The sequence below is a fragment of the Mucilaginibacter sp. MD40 genome (assembly GCF_002288635.1).
GTDB lineage: Bacteria > Bacteroidota > Bacteroidia > Sphingobacteriales > Sphingobacteriaceae > Mucilaginibacter.
Window position 1 is genome coordinate 3,919,246 of record NZ_NRSW01000001.1, and the last position, 20,453, is coordinate 3,939,698.

General features: G+C 43.4%; 14 protein-coding genes. 4 read left to right on the forward strand and 10 right to left on the reverse strand.

The window, feature by feature from the left end:
* Positions 1-115: 115 nt before the first annotated feature.
* Positions 116-1,888, reverse strand: a complete 1,773-nt coding sequence (locus tag CKK33_RS17650) for a DUF885 domain-containing protein (protein ID WP_233138253.1) — start codon at positions 1,886-1,888, stop codon at positions 116-118.
* A 93-nt stretch (positions 1,889-1,981) separates the two neighbouring features.
* Here CKK33_RS17650 and CKK33_RS17655 point away from each other — a divergent pair, with 93 nt between their 5' ends.
* On the forward strand, positions 1,982-2,455 hold the full coding sequence (locus CKK33_RS17655) for a DinB family protein (RefSeq protein ID WP_095705380.1): 474 nt from the start codon (positions 1,982-1,984) through the stop codon (positions 2,453-2,455).
* Between the two features lie 226 nt (positions 2,456-2,681).
* Here the strand turns inward: CKK33_RS17655 and CKK33_RS17660 are convergent, their stop codons facing one another.
* Positions 2,682-3,968 carry an alpha/beta fold hydrolase gene (locus tag CKK33_RS17660; RefSeq protein ID WP_095705381.1) on the reverse strand — a complete coding sequence of 429 codons (1,287 nt, stop codon included), beginning with the start codon at positions 3,966-3,968 and terminating at the stop codon, positions 2,682-2,684.
* A 189-nt stretch (positions 3,969-4,157) separates the two neighbouring features.
* Here CKK33_RS17660 and CKK33_RS17665 point away from each other — a divergent pair, with 189 nt between their 5' ends.
* Complete coding sequence (locus tag CKK33_RS17665; protein ID WP_095705382.1) at positions 4,158-6,590, forward strand: outer membrane beta-barrel protein; 2,433 nt, start codon at positions 4,158-4,160, stop codon at positions 6,588-6,590.
* Here the strand turns inward: CKK33_RS17665 and CKK33_RS17670 are convergent.
* Together CKK33_RS17670 and CKK33_RS17675 are read right to left on the reverse strand one after the other, a co-directional pair.
* Complete coding sequence (locus tag CKK33_RS17670) at positions 6,583-6,798, reverse strand: KTSC domain-containing protein (protein WP_095705383.1); 216 nt, start codon at positions 6,796-6,798, stop codon at positions 6,583-6,585. The two genes, CKK33_RS17665 and CKK33_RS17670, sit on opposite strands and share 8 nt — an antisense overlap.
* A 43-nt stretch (positions 6,799-6,841) precedes the next feature.
* Entirely contained in the window at positions 6,842-7,225 is a 384-nt protein-coding gene (locus CKK33_RS17675; protein ID WP_095705384.1) for a DUF1634 domain-containing protein, read from the reverse strand.
* Positions 7,226-7,395: 170 nt separating this feature from the next.
* On the opposite strand from CKK33_RS17675, the gene CKK33_RS17680 reads away from it, so the two are divergent.
* Both CKK33_RS17680 and CKK33_RS17685 read left to right on the forward strand, forming a co-directional pair.
* Entirely contained in the window at positions 7,396-10,344 is a 2,949-nt protein-coding gene (locus CKK33_RS17680; protein ID WP_095705385.1) for a leucine--tRNA ligase, read from the forward strand.
* 351 nt (positions 10,345-10,695) lie between these two features.
* The gene (locus CKK33_RS17685) at positions 10,696-13,251 is read left to right on the forward strand and encodes an outer membrane beta-barrel family protein (protein ID WP_095705386.1); all 2,556 of its coding nucleotides are present in this window, start codon (positions 10,696-10,698) and stop codon (positions 13,249-13,251) included.
* Positions 13,252-13,496: 245 nt separating this feature from the next.
* Here CKK33_RS17685 and eno read toward each other — a convergent pair whose 3' ends face one another.
* The 6 genes from eno to CKK33_RS17715 form a co-directional block, all read right to left on the reverse strand.
* Complete coding sequence (gene eno, locus CKK33_RS17690) at positions 13,497-14,798, reverse strand: phosphopyruvate hydratase (RefSeq protein WP_095705387.1); 1,302 nt, start codon at positions 14,796-14,798, stop codon at positions 13,497-13,499.
* 104 nt (positions 14,799-14,902) lie between these two features.
* The gene (locus CKK33_RS17695) at positions 14,903-15,640 is read right to left on the reverse strand and encodes a DUF2490 domain-containing protein (protein WP_095705388.1); all 738 of its coding nucleotides are present in this window, start codon (positions 15,638-15,640) and stop codon (positions 14,903-14,905) included.
* Between the two features lie 226 nt (positions 15,641-15,866).
* Positions 15,867-16,988 carry an ABC transporter permease gene (locus CKK33_RS17700; protein WP_095705389.1) on the reverse strand — a complete coding sequence of 374 codons (1,122 nt, stop codon included), beginning with the start codon at positions 16,986-16,988 and terminating at the stop codon, positions 15,867-15,869.
* Positions 16,989-17,071: 83 nt separating this feature from the next.
* On the reverse strand, positions 17,072-17,836 hold the full coding sequence (locus CKK33_RS17705) for an ABC transporter ATP-binding protein (protein WP_095705390.1): 765 nt from the start codon (positions 17,834-17,836) through the stop codon (positions 17,072-17,074).
* 141 nt (positions 17,837-17,977) lie between these two features.
* The gene (locus CKK33_RS17710) at positions 17,978-18,190 is read right to left on the reverse strand and encodes a DUF2945 domain-containing protein (protein ID WP_095705391.1); all 213 of its coding nucleotides are present in this window, start codon (positions 18,188-18,190) and stop codon (positions 17,978-17,980) included.
* A gap of 398 nt (positions 18,191-18,588) precedes the next feature.
* Positions 18,589-20,397 (reverse strand): DNA mismatch repair protein MutS, encoded by a 1,809-nt coding sequence (locus CKK33_RS17715; protein ID WP_095705392.1) that lies wholly within the window; start codon positions 20,395-20,397, stop codon positions 18,589-18,591.
* Between the last annotated feature and the right edge of the window lie 56 nt (positions 20,398-20,453).

Below are 20,453 nucleotides of genomic sequence, written 5' to 3' on the forward strand. Positions count from 1 at the left end.
TACGAGATTGCCACGTCGCTACGCTCCTCGCAAAGACATGGCTCTAAGAAAACAAAAAGCCCGTTTACTCACATAGCCAGGCTTTTTTAATTTTTACTTTTGAATTTTGACTTGCTTACTTCCCTTCTTTCTTGGGCGGGGCAAACATAGCTTCCTTAATATATTTAACGGGGGCGCTGCCATAGCTCAGGAACTTTTCATTAAAGTCTTTAACTTTAAATTTATCAGCTTGTTTCTTTTGCCAATCCTGGTAAAGCTGGTTGATCTCCTTGTAACCGGTGTAATAACTGGTAAGCTGTACACTGCTCACAGTTACCCTTTTCCATTTACCCTCGGCCTCGGCCTGCTGCTGGAAAGCTTCTCTGGTAAGCATTTTTATCGCCTGCTCGCGGGTCATGTTACCGGCGTGCACGCTGTAATCTAAAATAGCGTTACAAACAGAGCGCAGGTGCCATTTATACCACATCAGGCGCATCTCGGGCGCGCCATTACCATAACCGGCATCAATCATTTCCTGCTCGCTAAATACCGCCCAGCCTTCAACCATTGCACCGTTACCAAATATAGATTTGATCATGCTCGGTGCCTTGTTGGAATAAACCAACTGGGTGTAATGGCCCGGTATGGCTTCGTGAATACAGAGTATCTGTAAAATATAATCGTTGTACTCGCGCAGGTAGCTTTCTGCCCTGGCGACCGGCCAACCTTGCAGACTGCCTACGTTATAATAGGTATTACCGCCTTTATCATAAGGGCCGGGCGCGCTTACCGACGCACCGGCTACTCCTGCCATATAAGCCGGCTCTTTACGCACCACCAAAGGTTTTGTATGATCGAGCGTTACGAGGTCTTTTGATTTAATAAAGGCTATCAGCTTAGGTATCGTTTTCTCAATGGCAGATTGAAATTCGTCCTGCTTAACATGGCTGGCAGAAAGCGTGTCGATAACACGGCTAATGAGTTCAAGCGAATCATTCGGCATGGACTCGCTTTTAAAGTATTTGGGCCACAGCTGCCTGCTTATCTTAGCCATTTCCCTGTGCAAAAACTTTTTCCGCTCTACGGCCGCGTTAAACATTTGCTGCGCACTGATCTCTGCCTGCACCTCGTATTTAAATTTAGGCTCATACAACTCCTTGCCCAGGCGGAAACTCCGGGGCTTGTCATTCTTCATGGCTTTCAAAAATGCTACGTATCCTTTAATAGATTCAACCGCTGTTTTGGCCCTGTCGGTAATTTGTTTTTGCTCCGCATCAGGCAGTTTGCTTTTCTTAAGCGAATCGGTAAGGTCGTTTTCAAAAACACCTAAGCCGCCTTCGTTCTGTTCTATGGCCAGATCAGTAAGTTCCTTAACCGGGTTTTTCAATTGCAATTGTGCCGCTTTGTAGTAAGCCGGTATGTTTTCCATGCGTTGGTACATACTGTGCAGGCGTTTTTGCAGTGGCGCGTAATGCTCATTCAGCATAAATGCGAACGTACCGATCACGTTGTAGGCTGATGGATCCCACTCGTACGACTTTAACTGCTCGGTACCCCACTGCATGGACTCCAGTTGATTTTTGATCATGTGATGATCTATCTTGTTATTATCCGTTAGCAGGCTTGGCTCATAACGGCTAAGCGAATCCAGCTGTACTTTAGCAAACTTTAGTTTTTGCTCGCGTGCTTTTGCGCTGGGTACAATCAACAGGCTATCATACTTATGGTACCCAACTGAGGTAGCCCATTCAGGGTTAATTTTCCAAAACTCTTCCAGAAAATGATCTTCATATCGGATAAAGGTGCCGTCGTCTTTTAAGCCGTTATCTATGCTGCCGCCCTGGTCTTTTTTACAGGCGGTAAAGGCGGTTACATACAATGCGAGAAGGATGAGTATTCTTTTAGTCACGGTGAGTAGGATTTGCTTTTGGTGATAAACTTAAAACTTTGGAAGTTATAAATCAAACCTTACTTCTGTTTGTTAAATAATAAAACTTCTGGCATGAGCGATCAACACGATATATTAATAAAAGAACTGATAAAACTACTGGAGGGTGGCGGCGCCCATGCTACGCTTGAGGATGCGCTGGATGGTATACCAGCCGATAAATTAGGTATAAAACCACATGGCCTGCCTTATAGTATATGGCAATTAGCCGAACATATCCGCATTGCGCAATGGGATATGCTGGAGTTTAGCAAGGATGCCAGCCATCAATCGCCTAAATGGCCGGATGGTTACTGGCCAAAAGAAACCGCACCAGCCGATGAAGCAGAATGGAATAAAACTGTTGCAGCTATTAAGGCTGATCGCAAAGCGTTTATAGAACTTTTAAAAAGCGGTGATATATACGCGGCTATCCCTCACGGCGAGGGCCAAAGCATCCTTCGCGAAGCCCTGCAAATAGCAGATCATAACGCGTATCACACCTCAGAGATCATTCTGCTAAGAAGGTTGCTGGGGATATGGAAATAATGTAGTGAGTGGTGAATAGAGAATGGTGAGTTGTTTCAAGTGTAATTTGAACGATAGAGAGAAATCTTCTGCACGAAGTATCTGCAAACAAAAGAGTTATCTTCGAAGAGCTCCACTTCGTTCCTGTCCTCCTTGCTATCGCTCGTTCGAAATCGCAAATGATTATATATAAAACCTATTCACTTTTTATCACGACCCACTATTCACCACTCCCCCTTACAATTTACTACTTCGGTTCCTTTACGAAGCTTATAATGTTCTTAACCAGTTCGGGGTCAAGTGGTAGTTCGGGCTTATTGTAGGTAGCCAGGTTTTGCTCCCGGTCGGCAGGGGCAGCTTTTAAAATATGGTTCATTCCGGGGATAATTACCAATCTGGCGTCAGATTTTGCTTTCTTTAACAATTCGGCTTCACTCACCGGCACTTGTATGTCGGTGGTTCCTTGCAGGATTAAAATAGGTATTTTTAGCTTTTTTATCTCCCTTGCCGGGTTATATCTGAACCACGACATCAGGTAAGGCTGTACTTCGGGGCCGGCAATGGCATATATTTTAGGATCTATGTTATCTGTAAATTTCCCTTTCTTCAAGCTATCAAGCATCACCTTAAAGTTATCCTGTATAAATTTTGGCTGGGCTTTCATCTGGTCGGTAACCACCAGGTCGGCAGAGCGGCCTGCACCTGCTACAGATATCAGCGCGTTAACAGGTTCGTCACGGGCTGATAGGATGCCAATAAGCGAGCCCTCGCTATGCCCCAGTACAATAACTTTTGAAAAGCGCTTATCCTCAGCGAGCAGTTGCACCAACCCAACGGCATCATCCACATAATCCTCAAAACGAAGCTCCTTTGGTTTGGTTGAGCTTACACTTTGCCCCACCAGCCTTTTGTCGTAACGTACGGTAGCTATACCTGCTTTACCCAATTCGTTAGCCAGCATTTTATAAGCGTTGGTATTGAGGCCAAGCTTAGGGCTGTTGCCATCCCGATCGGTAGGGCCCGAACCGGCAATAATAAGCACAACCGGTACTTTGTCAGCGCCATTGGCAGGCATAGTAAGCGTACCTGATATAGTACCGCTCATGGTTTTGAGCAACAAAGGCGATTCTTTAAGTGATGGGTCCATAGCCATTTTGGCGGCGGACTGGTCGGTATGCGGGCTTAGCAGCAAGCCCGTTAACTTATTTTGTGCATCAAGCGATAGGTTAAGGTCAAAGATGGCGTTATCAAACGTGGCCTTGTAAACGGCCAGCGGCTGGCTAAACTTTATCAGTTCAATACCTTTCAGCATTCCCAGTTGGGCACGTAACTGCTCGGTAGTTGGCTTAAATTTCTCAAGAGGGAGCGCAGCCTTCATTTGCGGACTGAACATATTAAAAATACTATCCGGGTGATTACTATTATAGTACTGCCTGAATTTATTTACGGCCCCGGTAAAATTAGCAGGAGCACTTTGCGCCATTAAACAGGTAGTAAATAAGAGAGTAGCTAATAAAATGTATATTTTCCTCATATGTTATGTACTGGTGTAAACAAAGCACGAAAATAACAAATTAACAGTTTTACCTGCCAAATATTATCGGCTGAAACAATTACTCGTGAATTTCCGTAAAAAGCACAAAACAACATTACCAACTGTAAAAATGTTGTTATATTTAAAACTTCTATAACTAACTAACTATAAGGCAATTTTTTACTATTAATGAAGTTCAAATTCGGATGCTTATACATAGCGTTCCTGATTACTATTACTAACTACTGTTACGCCCAAAAAGGTACATCAATCATAAAAGGCACGGTTAATACAGGTGAAGGCCTCCCGGCCGATGCAGCCAGTGCTATATTGATCCATCTGTCCGATTCAATTGTGGTCATGTCGGCCCTGGTTGATAAAAAAGGTGCTTTTCAGTTTACCAGCGTTCCCAAGGGCAAGTACACTGTGCTGGCCACCATGCTGGGGTATAAACGCGCCTACAGCAGCGGTTTTGAGGTACCTGCTGATAAATTAGTCAATCTTTCGCCCATTGTACTTACAGCTACCAGCGCGCAGCTAAAAGAAATAGCGGTAACAGGCAGGCGCCGTTATATTGAAGTTAAACCGGATAAGACAATTATTAACCCGGGCGCAAGTATCATAGCCGCGGGGCAATCGGTATTGGATGTTTTAAAGCAATCTCCGGGCGTAAGGGTGGATAATAATGATAATGTTAGCATAAGCGGCAGGCAGGACGCGCTTATCATGATCGATGGTAAAGCTACCAACCTGAATGGCCCCGAGTTGTCCGCGCTGTTAAAAGGTACGCCCGGTAGTAATATAGATCGCATAGAATTACTCAGATCTGGCTCTGCCAGGTATGACGCATCAGCCGGTGGTGTGGTAAATATTGTGTATAAAAAAGGAAAGAACCTGGGTACCAACGGCACTGTTAATGCCTCAGCCGGTTATGGTCGCTACTACAAAGCCAGCAGCGGTATTTCTTTTAATACCCGAACCAAAAGCTACAACCTCTTCGGTGGCTACAGTGTTAACGGTAACAAAACCTACCGCGACATTGATAATGACCGACTTATTAATTACCAGGGAATACAAAGCGAATACAACAGCTTATATCATAATACCTCAAACGCGGTTGCACATAATTTCAGGCTTGGTACAGACTTCTTTTTATCACCAAGCCAAACCTTAGGTTTTTTAGTAAGCGGGTTGGCCAGCTATACCGACTATAACAAGAATAACAACCTCATGATATCTAACAGCGGTAAGCTCGATTCTATAATTAACGCGACTTCGGGCATTACGCGCAACATCAACAACATTAATTATAATATTAACTATACCAATAAGTTAGATACCAGCGGCCGCACCATCAGCGCTAATGTTACCCATACCCGCTCAAACCGGAAGTCTGACGAGTATATCACCAATGAATTTTTCAATAATACCTATACGCCTTACCGAGATCCGCTGTTACTGCAAAACCTGTCGCCTACGCACATCACTAACTGGACGGCAATGGTAGATTATAGTAACCCTTTACGGCACGGCGGTAAATTGGACGCTGGTTTAAAGTTCAGCCGTACCAATACGGATAATAACCTGGTTTTTGGCCCCAAAGTAAATGGTGTTTACACAGTAGACGATGATTTCAGCAATCGCTTTCTTTTTACAGAGCATATAGCGGCAGCTTACTTAAATTATACAGGCAAATGGGGGAAGTATAGCCTTGATGCCGGTTTGCGCGGTGAGTATACCAACAATAAAGGCACATCTGTTACTACAGATGATGTAACACCACATCAGTATTTTAACCTGTTCCCTACACTGATACTCAACTATCACCAAAACGATAAGAACGAGTATAACCTGACTTTTAACCGGGGCATCAGCAGGCCTGCTTATGATAAGCTTAACCCTTTCCTGTATTTTGTTGACCTTTATAATTACCAGGCGGGCAATCCTTATTTGCAACCGCAATACAGCAACCGCCTAAGTTTAGGATACACTTACAACCAGCAACTGGTAACCTCAGTATATGCCATAGTTAATACCGGCGCGGCGTTCCCTTATTACAGTCAGGACGACGAATCAAAAATTAACCTGTCTACAGAAGTTAACCTTGGGCGGGCCTACAATTATGGCGTTACCCTTAACGCCCCGGTAACCGTTGCTGCATGGTGGACCAGCATTTACGATATAGATGCATCATACCAGCGCTACGTAGCCTACCCTCAATTTGGCAACTTAAATAAGGCTACTGGCGACCTCATTATTAACACTACGCAGGATTTCCAGATCAGCAAAACCATTGCCGCGCAGCTTACCGCCAAGTATGAAAGCGCTACATTTTATGGCATCAACCAATTCAGGCCAACTTTTATAGCTAACGCGGGCCTTAGTAAAAGTTTATTCAGTAATATGGGTAAGTTAAGCGTAGGCCTTACTGATATTTTTAAGACCTATCGCGACAGGTCTTTCACCAATTACCAGAACCTCAATCTGCGTATTGTTGATGTGCGCGAATATCGTAAAGTTACCGTGAGCTTTAGTTACCGGTTTGGGCGGAGCACGGTAAAAGGCGCTGCCAAACATAGTATTGGTAACGAAGATGTGCAGAGCCGTATGAGTATCAAATAATTCGCAGCTCGGGATATTTCCCTTTAATACGGGTAACAAAGTAATGCCCAATAGATGCCGCATTCATTAATCTTTTATAGGTTGCCGGGCTGATGCCAAAGTACTGCCATACGCCGCTGTTCTCCTTAAACTCAAGTTCAAGTATCTTCTTTTTGGCGTCATAACCTATACTCCGTAATGCTGTGGATTGTACTAATTCCCGGTGCATATATATATACTACACACGGCAAAAAATATGGTTTGCTTTTTAATTAACCGGCGTGGCCGCTTAAAGCGCTGATAATGATAATGAAGAGCACAACAAAAGTAATAGCTGTATAAAGGTGGTCTTTCTCTAAAATAAAACCCAAAGCCGAAAACAGTACGCGCACTATAGGTGTAGCGATAAGTAAGATAATACCAAACTGGATTATAGCCCTGCCGCGCAGGTTAATAATACCGTTGATAATGCCATTTGCCGAATGAATAAAATCCGGCACGCCTTTAAACTCATGATAGTTGGCAATGGCGTTACCGTGGCGATATAAATAAAAGCAACCACCAATAAATACCAAAAGCATTGATATGAGCACTCCGCCACGCAATACCCAGCCAATAACGGCCTGCATATCTTTATCCTTAAAATTATTTAGCATATGGTAAAACGGCTATAACCAGTATGGTGAGCCACGAAAATAAGTCTTAAAAAATAGCTTACCAAGTTTAATGTTATTCTACAGGGTAGGTAGACATTGGCTATTAGTGCTTCAAAAGCTTAATCTATAAGCAGTTTTTATTATTTTCGCACCTCATACCAAATACTCAAATGGACTATCAATTTAAAGATATAGAGAAAAAGTGGCAGCAGTTTTGGGCCGATAACAACACATTTAAGGCCGATAATACTTCTGATAAACCAAAGTATTATGTGCTGGATATGTTTCCTTATCCCTCCGGGGCGGGGTTGCATGTAGGGCATCCACTGGGCTATATCGCTTCTGATATTTTTGCACGTTACAAACGCAACAAAGGTTTTAACGTACTGCATCCAATGGGTTATGATAGCTTTGGCTTACCGGCCGAGCAGTATGCTATACAAACCGGGCAACACCCTTCGGTTACCACTGAGGCAAACATCGCCACCTACCGCCGACAGCTGGACCAGATCGGTTTTTCTTTCGATTGGAGCCGCGAGGTGCGCACCAGTTCACCCGATTATTATAAATGGACGCAGTGGATATTTATGCAGCTGTTTAACAGCTGGTATAACAAAGATGCAGACAAAGCCGAAAGCATAGAAAAACTGATAACACACTTTGAAACAAAAGGCTCGGCAGGCATAAGCGCTGTATGCGACGAGGATGTGTTAACCTTTACGGCTGATGAATGGAAAGCCTTTTCTAAAAAAGCACAGCAGGAAGAGTTACTTAAATACCGCCTTACATACCTACGCGAAAGTACCGTTAACTGGTGCGCCGCCCTGGGTACCGTACTGGCTAACGACGAGGTGAAAGACGGCTTTAGCGAACGCGGTGGTTACCCTGTTGAGCAAAAGAAAATGATGCAGTGGAGCATGCGTATTACCGCCTATGCCGAGCGACTCTTGCAAGGCCTTGACACCATTGACTGGCCCGAGCCGCTGAAAGAAATGCAGCGCAACTGGATAGGTAAAAGCGTGGGTGCAAGTGTGAAGTTCCCGATAGAGAACCAAGAATCAAGAACCAAGAGTCAAGATTTTATAGAAGTATTTACAACAAGGGTTGATACCATTTTTGGCGTAAGCTTTTTGGTAATAGCTCCGGAGCATGAATTAGTTAAAGAGCTTACTACGCCAGAGCAACAGGCCGATATTGACGCGTACATTGCGCAAACCAAAAAGAAAAGCGAACTGGACCGGATGGCTGATACTAAAACCGTATCGGGTGCATTTACCGGCAGCTATGTGACCAACCCGCTGAACGGTGCTAAAATACCGGTATGGATAGCCGATTATGTGTTGGCGGGCTATGGAACCGGTGCGGTTATGGCCGTACCAAGCGGCGACCAGCGCGACTACCTGTTTGCCAAACATTTTGATCTGCCGATCATCCAGATCATCGACATCCAAAAGATTGATACCGAGGCCGACCCTACCAAGGAAGGCAAATACATTAACAGTGATTTTATTAATGGCTTGGGTTACAAGGAAGCTACCGCTGCTGTTGTTGCCAAACTGGAAGAAATTGGTTTGGGTAAAGCCAAAGTGAATTTCCGCATGCGCGATGCCATATTTGGCCGCCAGCGTTACTGGGGCGAACCTGTACCCGTTTACTTTAAAGATGGCTTACCATACCTGATACAGGAAAGCGAACTGCCACTGGTATTACCCGAGATTGATAAATACCTGCCAACCGAAACCGGTGAACCACCACTGGGCCGCGCTACGGACTGGAAGTATAACACCCTCTCCTCTGGAGAGGGCCGGGGTGAGGCTTACGAATATGAATTAAGCACCATGCCGGGTTGGGCGGGCAGCAGCTGGTACTGGTACCGCTATATGGATGCAGATAATAACCAAGAGTTTGCATCAGAAAAAGCCATTGAGTACTGGAAAGATGTTGACCTGTACATTGGCGGTAGCGAACATGCTACCGGTCACTTATTATACAGCCGTTTCTGGAATAAATTCCTGAAAGATATTGGTAAAGCTATTGAAGAAGAACCTTTCAAAAAGCTCATTAACCAGGGCATGATACAGGGAAGATCAAGTATAGTTTACAGACTTGTATTCGATGAAAATCCGAGCGGTTATTTGCCGATCCTTTTATCAAAAAACATTTTTAAAGACTACGAAAGTGCGAGAGATTCAAATGGCCAGCCATTTTTAAATGAAGACTTAAAAGAGCTAATTAAAAAACAATATGGTAAGGATGTAGCTGAAAATATACCTTATTCAAATGTTAGAACATTTATACCAATAAGAGTAGACGTAAATATTGTCGAAAATGATATATTAAAGACAGAAAAACTTGGATTACACCTACCAGAGTTCAAAGATGCTATTTTTGTAAAGGAAAATGGAAAATTCTACACTGGACACGAAATTGAGAAAATGTCAAAACGTTATTTCAACGTTGTAAATCCGGATGATTTAGTAGAACGTTATGGTGCCGATACGCTGCGTATGTATGAGATGTTCCTTGGTCCGCTGGAGCAAAGCAAACCGTGGAATACCAATGGTATTGAGGGCGTATTCAAATTCCTGCGTAAATTCTGGAGGCTGTTCCATGATGCCAACTGGAATTTTACCGTATCAAACGAAGCGCCTACCAAGGCGGAATTGAAAGCCCTGCATAAGATCATCAAGAAAGTAGAAGATGATATTGAGCGTTTCTCGTTCAATACTTCCGTATCCAGCTTCATGATCGCGGTAAATGAGCTTACCGATCTTAAATGTAACAAACGCGCCATACTCGAAAATTTGGTAATTGTACTGGCGCCTTATGCGCCGCACATCGCGGAAGAATTATGGTCGTTGTTAGGTAACCCTGCCGGCTCTATTTCAACAGCGGCTTATCCTAAGTTTAACCCGGAATACCTGGTAGAAGATGAATTTGCTTATCCTGTCTCTTTTAACGGTAAGGTGCGTACCAATATCAGTCTGCCCCTAACCATGGAGCCTGCCGATGTAGAAGCAGCAGTACTGGCTCATGCCGATGTACAAAAACATCTTGATGGCAAACCGCCCAAAAAAGTAATCGTGGTAAAAGGCAGGATCGTGAACGTGGTGGTGTAAGTATATTGCTGTAAAGAACATAAAAAGAAATATGGCGTTGCTTTTAGCACGCCATATTTTTTTTGGATAGATCTCGTCATGCTGAACTTGTTTCAGCATCCCACATACCAATCTAACTACCCATATGAGACCTCGAAACAAGTTCGGGACCACGAAAGCATTTACAATAAACACATGCCATTCTTCCCTAACCACTCACTGTTTTTTGCTCACTACTCGCCATTAACTATTCATCACTCACCAACTAAGTGTAACATATACATTACATCTCTAACAATTTTTTAATTTATGAGATTAGGCCTGTAACATTTTTGGCATTTTCGCCTCAAATTACCAAAACGCTCAAAACACATGAAACGAATACTTTTACTTATTATAGTAGTATGCAGTGCTATAACAGCCCAGGCCCAGATACCAATGGGTGGCGGAGGCTCTGGCATAGTGGGCAAAATTTCCGGTACGGTTATCGATTCGATCACTAAAAAACCGGTAGATTACGCTACCATCAGCATTTTTAAAAGCGGTGCTAAAACACCTATCAACGGTGTACTTACCGATTCTAAAGGTAATTTCCAGTTAAACGGCATCCGTACCGGTAAATACAAGATCACCATATCATTTATCGGCTACCCGGCTAAAACCTATGACCCGGTTGAAACCACCGCCGCTAAGCCTGATAACAATATGGGTACCATACTACTTTCGCCCAGTGCAACTTCATTAAAAGAGGTACAGGTGGTAGGGCAGGCACCACTTATTGAGAACAGGATCGATAAAATTGTTTACAATGCCGAAAAAGACGTAACCTCAACCGGTGGTAACGCTACCGACGTATTGCAGAAAGTGCCGCTCGTATCCGTAGATATGAACGGTAACGTGGCCATCCGTGGCGACCAGAACGTACGCGTTTTAATTAATGGCAAGCCATCAGGCGCTACTTCTGCCAGCTTAAGCGATGTATTGAAAACCATCCCTGCCGACCAGATCAAGAATATTGAGGTGGTAACTTCACCATCGGCCAAGTACGATGCGGAAGGTTCAGGTGGTATCATTAACATCATCACTAAAACCAAAAACGCGTCAGGCATAAGCGGCTCGGTTAGCGGTGGTGTAGGTACCCGTCAAAACAATGGTAACTTTAACCTCAACTACAACAAAAACAGGTTTAACTTTTCGGCTAACCTGGGTGGTAACCTTACATGGCCGCAAACCATGACCACAGATTTCGACCAAACTATTGATAACGGAACCGTACACCAACGCAACTTCAACAATACAGCCAGCAGAACCAAACGCCATGGAGCAAGAGGCACTTTTACTGCCGGTTACGAGTTCAACGGTTTCAACAGCATTAACAGTACCATTGCGGTAAACGATGGTGGTTTTAATACCAATGGCGGCGGTACATACAGCATCCAGGACTTTATCAACCCTTCCAAAAGCATACAGTACTTTGGTAACAGCACTAACCATAACAAATTCAGTGGTTTCGACTGGAATATCGACTATACCCACAAATTTAAAAAAGAAGGCCACGAAATAATTATTTCAGGTCAGTGGAGCCATAGCATCATTAAAACAGATTACAACAGCTTATTTACCGCAAGGCAGCCAAACCAGGCCGGCAATAACGATGGTAAAAACAATGAGTATACCGCCCAGGCAGACTATACCTTGCCTATAAGCAAAGTGCTTAAACTGGAAGCCGGTGGTAAAACCATTCAGAGGCGCATCAACAGCGTTTACAACATTTACGATGTTGACGCTGCAGGCAACAACCCCATCCTGGATACCGAAAACTCAAACCTGTATGACTATACGCAAAACGTGTATGCAGGCTATGGTGTATTTACCATTACATTGCCTAAGAACTATTCTATCCTGAGTGGTTTCCGTTACGAGAATACCCAAATTACCGGTGACCCTCAAACACCTTATGCAAGCGGCGCTAACCAGCAGGTATTAAATCCGTTTAGTGCTAATTATAACACTTATATCCCAAGTTTAACCATACAGAAAACTCTTGGTTCAAATACATTTAAACTGTCATACAGCAAACGTATACAGCGCCCGAGCCTGCAGGTGTTAAACCCTTTCATCAACAGGGCTAATATCCAGGCACAATCGGTAGGTAACCCTAACCTGGCACCTGAGGTTTCACAAACTGTTGAGTTGAATTACAACACGTTTATTAAATCGTCCGTGTTAAACTTCTCGGTTTACTACAAGAGAACCAGCGACCTTATTGAAGGTATAGCTGTGCCTATCACGGAGCTGGTTGGCGACAGCACCGTTACCGGTACCCGTACAGTGCAAAATAACGTAGCCATTAACAAATCTGTAGGTGCAAGCTTCTTTGGTTCTGTTAACCCTATTAAGCCATTAACCATACGTGGTAGCGTTAACGTGTTTACCTATAACCCAACAGTGTATGCGCAGTATGCCAACTTCATTAACCCCGACGCGCTTAAAACACGTCTACAGTACACCATGTTTGGCAGCGCTACTTTAAACTTACCTAAGGATATCATCTTTGAAGCGTTTGGTTTCATTAACTCGGCTCGCCGTACCATACAGGGTACCAGCCCTTCATTTGGTATTTACGCGTTTGGTTTAAAGAAACAGTTTATGAACAAAAAGGCTTCGCTTGGTTTCAATACCGTACAGCCATTCGCGGTTAACAAAGCCTTTAACCAGAATATATCAAGCCCGGGCTTCAGCCAGGTAAGCCGTACACAGTTTCCGTTCCAATCGTTCGGTTTAACGTTTAGCTACAGTTTCGGTAAGATCAGCTTTAAACCGGCTAACCCGATGCAAAAGAAAAAAGGAGTTAACAACGACGACCAGATCCAGGGCGGCGACCAGCAAGGTGGCGGCATGGGCGGCGGCGCGGCAGGTGGCCGATAATAGTATTACCCACATATCAACAAGAAAGCCTCTCCAATTTGGAGAGGCTTTCTTGTTTTAAGACAACTAAGACTTTATGAATTATTACGGTTGCATGTGCAATTTACACCCAAATAAACTGCTGGTTATAAAAGAGATTGCTTCGTTCCTGCAATGACGCGGTAGTACAAGCGTAATTTATTATGTCCAACAAAAAGCCCTCTGAAGAAATTCAGAGGGCTTTATATCATCAATCTCCTAAGAGATTATTTTCTGTTTTTAACGTATTTGAAGTTTTTGCCGATAAAACGTGCGTTCTCGCCTAATTCTTCTTCTATACGTAGTAACTGGTTGTATTTAGCGATCCTGTCTGAACGTGATGCTGAACCGGTTTTGATCTGGCCGCAGTTAAGGGCAACAGCGAGGTCGGCTATAGTAGCGTCTTCGGTTTCACCTGAACGGTGACTCATTACAGAAGTATAGCTGTGAGTTTGCGCCAGGCTAACCGCGTTGATAGTTTCGGTTAACGAACCAATTTGGTTTACCTTAACCAGGATAGAGTTTGCAGTGTTAGCATCAATACCTTGTTGTAAACGTTTTACGTTGGTTACAAACAAATCATCACCTACTAACTGTACTTTGTCACCAATTTTATCAGTAAGCATTTTCCAGCCTTCCCAATCGTCTTCAGCCATACCGTCTTCGATAGAGATGATAGGGTATTTAGCTGCTAATTCGGCAAGGTAATCTGCTTGTTCAGCGCTGGTACGAATGGCACCTTTATCGCCTTCAAATTTTGTATAGTCGTATTTACCGTCTTTGTAGAACTCAGACGCAGCACAGTCAAACGCCAGGAATATATCAACACCCGGTTTGTAGCCTGCTTTTTCAATAGCTTTCAGGATGGTTTCAACACCATCTTCGGTACCTTCGAAAGTTGGCGCGAAACCACCTTCGTCACCTACCGCTGTTGATAAACCACGGTCGTGAAGGATCTTTTTAAGGTTGTGGAAAACCTCTGTACCCCAACGCAATGCTTCAGAGAAAGAAGAAGCACCTGCCGGCATGATCATGAACTCCTGGAAAGCGATAGGCGCGTCAGAGTGCGAACCACCGTTAACAATGTTCATCATCGGGATAGGTAGCGTATTTGCGTTTACACCACCAATGTAGCGGTATAAAGGCTGGCGGCTTTCCTGCGCGGCAGCTTTAGCAACTGCTAAAGATACACCCAGGATAGCGTTTGCACCCAGGTTACCTTTGTTTTCGGTACCATCTAATTTGATCATCAGGCTGTCGATAGCGTTTTGTTCAAACACATCAACACCTCTTAGTTCAGGGGCTATTTTCTCGTTCACATTTTCAACGGCTTTTAAAACGCCTTTGCCCATGTAAACAGCTTTATCATTATCGCGAAGCTCAACAGCCTCATGCACACCTGTTGATGCACCAGATGGTACAGCAGCACGGCCAAGGGCACCGTTCTCGGTTAAAACATCTACCTCTATTGTAGGGTTACCGCGCGAATCAAGTATCTGGCGCGCATGAACATCAATTATCAAGCTCATAATTTGTTATCGTAATTTTTTTGAATTTACTATAGTAAGTTGGTCGGCTAAGTTAAGCGCAAAATCAAGAAATAGCAACCAAAATTTACATTTGTAACAATTACTTAATCTGAAGTGGTAGGCAAGTGCTCGCGCTCTGCACTGTTTTTACGATTAATACGGTACATTAATGTAACCATCATGTTATTTTTCGCGCTGCTGGTAGTGGTGGTGTAATTTCGCTGGTTGATCCAGCCGGCCTGTACTATCCATTTTTTATCAAACTGGTAACCTAAAGCAGCCGATACACGATTGCGCTCAAAATTTGGTGTTTTATTGGTGAAAAAGATCTCATCAAATACAGAAATAAACCAGGTTTTAGCTACGATCTTAACGTTGTTTAAAGGTATAAACATATTAAGCCTGTAACGGAAGCGGTTGCGATAGTTGCCGTCAAGCCAGCGTTGCTCTACACGGTAACGGTGCTCAAACTTTAGTGGGGTAAGAAACTGGTTAATGGTCATTTGTTCCCAAACCCTAAACTCGTTAACAGTTGGGCCATCGGCAATATCAAGATAGTTATAGGTGTGATAAGTACCGGTACCTAATAGGGCGATAAAATTTTTGTCGATATCGTAACTTACACCTGCTTTGGCCTCATAATATTGAAACTGACCGAAGGCAGCGCCATTGGTACGCATCTGAAATTCGGAATAACCTCCCCAGCGATGTGCGCTATCTCCGGGCATTACAACAGTGGCAATGCCCCAGGTACCTAATTTGGAATCCTGCGCTTTAGCAAAAAGCGAGCTGAATATGAAGAAGGAAGTTATAGCGACAATCCTAAAGGCATTTTTTAACATTATCTTAATATTTTGATAATGCAAATCTATTTCCTTAATGTTACTAAGATGTTAAATAGACAATGCTTAATATTAAATTTATGTTAAGAAATAATCTCGAAGGATTGGCTTAAAAGCTTAGTTAAAACATAAAAACGTGTGAGGCCCACACTGGAAAGTGCGAGCCTCATGCGTTTTGACTTATAATTCTTGATTCTTGTATCTTGATTCTTTGCTCTCTAAAAAACTATTCCCACTTAAAAGTCTTTACCGCTACAGCATAAACCCCTATGCCCCATAGCAGCAAAATGAAAAGCTGATGAGTAACATCGCCTAAGCCCGCCCCTTCAAAAGCCACTTTACGCATGGCATCATTAAGGTGTGTAAGTGGTAACACCCTGCTAATATGTTGCAGCCAAACCGGGAATGCGCTTACCGAAAAGAAAGTACCCGAAAGCAGGAACTGCGGCATGGTCACAATATTGGATATAGGCGGTATAGAACTTTCGTTTTTGGCCAGGCCTGATATGGTAAAGCCGAAGCCCATAAATATGATGAGCCCAATAGTACACAGCACCAGCATATTAAGCACGGTAACAACCCCGTGTATTAATGTAAAGCCAAATACAAAATGCCCAATCACAATAATAAACAAAGCACCAAGCAAAGCAAATACTACACGGGCTATGGCTTCGCCCAGTACAATGCTTGAACGTTTAACAGGGGTAGCGAAAAACCTTTTAATTACCAGTGTAATGCGCAAGCTCAGGAATACGAAGGCCGTACCAAATACCCCGCTACTCAGTAAAGAGAAGCCCAACTGACCAGGCAATATAAAGTCGATGTATTTATATTCACGACCGGTTACAACGGTTTCTTTCAGGTCAACGGCGTTAGGTATAGGTATGCCTGAAATTTGCTGTATACGCTTAAACTGTTCCGACTGTATACGGTAAAATATATTATTAAGCACAGATTTTAATACGCCCCCTTTATCTCCAGATGCATGGCTATACTGTACGTTTACCTGCATAGGCTTCATGGGTACCATCGGTTTCAGATCAATAATAGCGTCGATGGTTCCCTTGGCCAGGTTCTTTTGCATTTCATCTGGCGTTTCATCCTTAATAAGCTTTATGATCTTATTTTGGGCCAAAACTTTGTAAATAGGATTAAGCGTATCGCAGCCTTTGGCTACGCCAACATCAACACTCATGCCGCCGCCACCTATATTAGCGAACACGACAATAAAGATGAGTGGAAAAGCCAGACTAAACACCACTGCAGACGGGCTGCGGAGAATGGAGCGGAAACTTGCCCTGGCAATGGCAAGCGTAGCACGTGTATTACTGTATTTTGTACTATTCATTGGGTCATTCAGTCATTGTGAAGTGTTGGTATTAATATAAGAGACTGCTAACTGCAAACTCATACTTGCCGACTATCAGAAGGCTATGCTTCGCGCCATTCCTTCCCGGTCAGGTTAATAAATACATCCTCTAGGTTTGCAGCCTTTACCTGCTTTTTACGTTCAAAGCCTTTGGCCACCAGTTCGTCAATAAAATGATCGGGCGTATCAATACCGATGATATGTCCGCCATCAACAAAGGCTACACGGTCGCAAAGTACTTCGGCCTCATCCATGTAATGGGTAGTGATCACCACGGTTGTCCCGTGGTCGCGTATCTCGCGTATCAGGTCCCACAGGTTACGGCGCGCCTGGGGGTCGAGGCCGGTGGTGGGCTCATCCAAAAATATAATGCGTGGATTATTAATAAGCGTAGTGGCAATAGAAAAGCGTTGCTTTTGCCCGCCGGACAGGTCTTTGAACTTCGCTTTGCCTTTATCAGTAAGCGCTACCTTTTCCAGCATTTCGGTTGGCGTTTTGTTGACACCATAGAGGCCCGAAAATAGCACAATAAGTTCTGATAGGTTAAGATTAGGGTAATAACCTGCTGCCTGTAGTTGCACACCTATACGCTTTTTGATCTCATCGGCGTTATTATCGATATTAAATCCGTCTACAATAACTTCTCCCGAGGTTTTTTCTCGCAGGGTTTCTATGATCTCCAGCGTGGTGGTTTTGCCGGCACCATTAGGGCCAAGCAAGCCGAATATCTCACCCTCATATACCTCAAAGCTCAAGCCCTTAACAGCCTCAAAATCACCATAGTTTTTCACCAGGTTTTTAACCGTGATAATTGGTTGGTTTGCCATATGTAAATATGCATTCTATTTTACAAAAATACGGCAGGTATTACATTGGATTTGCATTAAAAATCGGTTAGAAAATACGAGGCAGATGACCATGCGATCTATTGGAAAAAAAATAAAATGATCAGAATGAAAAAGCGGGTATTATTTCCCGCCCTTTTTTAATTCGCTTTCTGATTTAAGTACTTTGCCACCATCATCCTGCTTTATTTCATAAGCAGGCTCATCCTTTGTTGCCTTGCGGGTTATTTTTGAACCCTTTATGGTTTTAGTAGTGGTGGAAGTATGCTTCTTTTCAATTTTACCTTCAGCTTCTGATGAGCCCCATTTCCAGTGTACGGTATCGCCTTTTTTCATAACAGATGTTTAACACTATCTAAGCAATAGGCCTGCCAAACCGTTAATTAAAATATATGGCGACCAATAAGGCCTATAAAGGTGATCCCCTGTGTTATCAGGCCTAAAATGGTAGTAAAAGTAATAGTTGTAAATAGCGTTATCATAGCAATTGAGTTTTGTTTACAACACAAAATTGTATCAAAACCAGTCCCCAGCGTTAGTACTATTAGGCAAACAGGGCTAAAATGTCGGTAAAAGTATTAGCCGGGCAACTAAGTAAAGCAGTTTAGGCGGTGGGTATTTCACCGACGAATGAGCGCAAAGTTGACTCACCCTGTCTACGCTACGCTCGACCATCCTCTCTGCTGCAAGCAGAAAAGTGGGTATGAGAAGTTTTATATACGTCTTTCGCGCTATTACTCCGCTTGTACGTTTATGCCTATCTGCTTAAGCAACAGCGAAGCGTTAAAGGTTTTGCATTCGCCGTGCTTTAGTTTGTAGTCAAACAACATTTCGCCTTCTTGTACCTGGATATCGAAGTAGTAATTACGTACATAATCGGGATACTTATCTTCCAGGCGGGCTATTTGCAAGTCGTGGGTGGCAACCATGCCAACACCTTTTTTGGCGATAAGCTGTTCTATAACCGCTTTACTGCCCAGATATTTATCCATAGAGTTGGTACCGCGCAGCATTTCATCTATCAAAAAGAAAACCCGGTGCTCGTGCTCAACGGCGGCCAGCAGCATCTGTAGTCTGTCCAATTCAGCCTTAAAGGTGGAAGTGCTCTCGTTGAGCGAATCTTTAATACGCATGTAGCTCACAATGGTCATTACTGAAACTTCCATTTCTGCAGCGCACACCGGCGCGCCACACAATGCCAGCACGGTATTAATGCCAATTGTACGCAAAAAGGTACTTTTACCGGCCATGTTTGAGCCTGTGATAATATCTATCTTAAAAGCATTATGTAATTCGTAATCGTTATCGACTCTTTTTCCGCGGATGAGTGGATGGGCAAGATGCTTACCTTTAAGTGTATACCCTTCTGTGTCGGCAATGGCTGGGTAAATCCAGTCGGGGTAGTTAATAGCCGGCACGGCAAGACTTATCAGTGCTTCAAACTCGGCGATAACATCAAAGGCTTCTTCAAAATTCTGGTGGTTGTTACGCTTCCATTTTTCTATGAGGATGATCTGCTTTAAAGCCCACAGGAAAAATACATTGAGTATGAACCCGACTATCATGATGAGGCTGTAACTAAGTTTATTTATCAGTTTAGATAGTTCGGCTATATTTTTTGAAGTTTGGTTTATCTTAAGCTTTTCATACAGTTGCGCGCATCTTTGAGATTGCCACTGCTGACTTTCTATTGCATTAAAAACAACGGCATATTTGGCAAGCACATCGCTTATTTTATCGGCAATGGCGCCTGCTTTAAGTATGTAACTGCCTTTGGCCAGCAAAATAAATATATTTCCGAGTGCTACAAGTAGCGCCATTAATGTGAAATAAGGCGATAAAAAAGCGCCGGCAAGCAGCATCCCAAAAAGCAGATAGGGCGCTACTTTGATGTAAATACTTAGCCATTTTTCTCCGCTTAGATGCAAAGGCGTGCTAAGGTATACAAACAAGCGCTTCATTTGATCTGCATCTTCCTTAGCAGCAAATAGCAGTTTGGTTTGCGTGTTAATTTTCCAATCATTATTGGCAGCGATTTCCTGCACCGCCTCCTGACGAACCAATATTGTTGCTTTATCAGCCTGCGTACTTAACCAGCCTGCCAGTTTATCGTTTCCTGCAGATGTAGCTGCCCGATTGATAAGATTATATAACGAGGCATTCCCGAAGATATCCAGGTCAGAGGTATAAAAATGCTTCTCGTTGCTATATTTCTGGCCATTATCATACAGGTTGGTACTGTTTTGCAGACTGTTGATCTCATTGAGATTTATACGCTGCAGATCGAGATGATAATCACGCAGTCGCTCATATTTACCTTGTTGGGCTACCAAGGCTGCAAACGCGGCCAGCAGCATTACTATACCTACGCCTAATACCACAAAGCTATCCTGCTGCACGGTAATATAAACCACTAATACCATCATGGCAAAAACACCTAAGCGCAGCAGCGAGTAAGTGTTTGCTTGTTGTTTGTAGTGATCGGCCTGTTGGCAGGCCTTATTCGCAGCTTCCTGGTAATTGGCTATAATGGTATGTTGCACAGATTTTATAGGTATTTTTACAGCTTCAATTTTACAACAATAAGATTACATATCCA

What these genes read in the sequence shown, in the direction of transcription:
- CKK33_RS17670 (WP_095705383.1), bottom strand. Translation starts at nt 6,798, where the DNA reads ATGCACCGGGAATTAGTACAATCCACAGCATTACGGAGTATAGGTTAT.
- CKK33_RS17665 (WP_095705382.1), top strand. Translation starts at nt 4,158, where the DNA reads ATGAAGTTCAAATTCGGATGCTTATACATAGCGTTCCTGATTACTATT.
- eno (WP_095705387.1), bottom strand. Translation starts at nt 14,798, where the DNA reads ATGAGCTTGATAATTGATGTTCATGCGCGCCAGATACTTGATTCGCGC.
- CKK33_RS17675 (WP_095705384.1), bottom strand. Translation starts at nt 7,225, where the DNA reads ATGCTAAATAATTTTAAGGATAAAGATATGCAGGCCGTTATTGGCTGG.
- CKK33_RS17710 (WP_095705391.1), bottom strand. Translation starts at nt 18,190, where the DNA reads ATGAAAAAAGGCGATACCGTACACTGGAAATGGGGCTCATCAGAAGCT.
- CKK33_RS17655 (WP_095705380.1), top strand. Translation starts at nt 1,982, where the DNA reads ATGAGCGATCAACACGATATATTAATAAAAGAACTGATAAAACTACTG.
- CKK33_RS17660 (WP_095705381.1), bottom strand. Translation starts at nt 3,968, where the DNA reads ATGAGGAAAATATACATTTTATTAGCTACTCTCTTATTTACTACCTGT.
- CKK33_RS17700 (WP_095705389.1), bottom strand. Translation starts at nt 16,988, where the DNA reads ATGAATAGTACAAAATACAGTAATACACGTGCTACGCTTGCCATTGCC.
- CKK33_RS17705 (WP_095705390.1), bottom strand. Translation starts at nt 17,836, where the DNA reads ATGGCAAACCAACCAATTATCACGGTTAAAAACCTGGTGAAAAACTAT.
- CKK33_RS17680 (WP_095705385.1), top strand. Translation starts at nt 7,396, where the DNA reads ATGGACTATCAATTTAAAGATATAGAGAAAAAGTGGCAGCAGTTTTGG.
- CKK33_RS17685 (WP_095705386.1), top strand. Translation starts at nt 10,696, where the DNA reads ATGAAACGAATACTTTTACTTATTATAGTAGTATGCAGTGCTATAACA.
- CKK33_RS17695 (WP_095705388.1), bottom strand. Translation starts at nt 15,640, where the DNA reads ATGTTAAAAAATGCCTTTAGGATTGTCGCTATAACTTCCTTCTTCATA.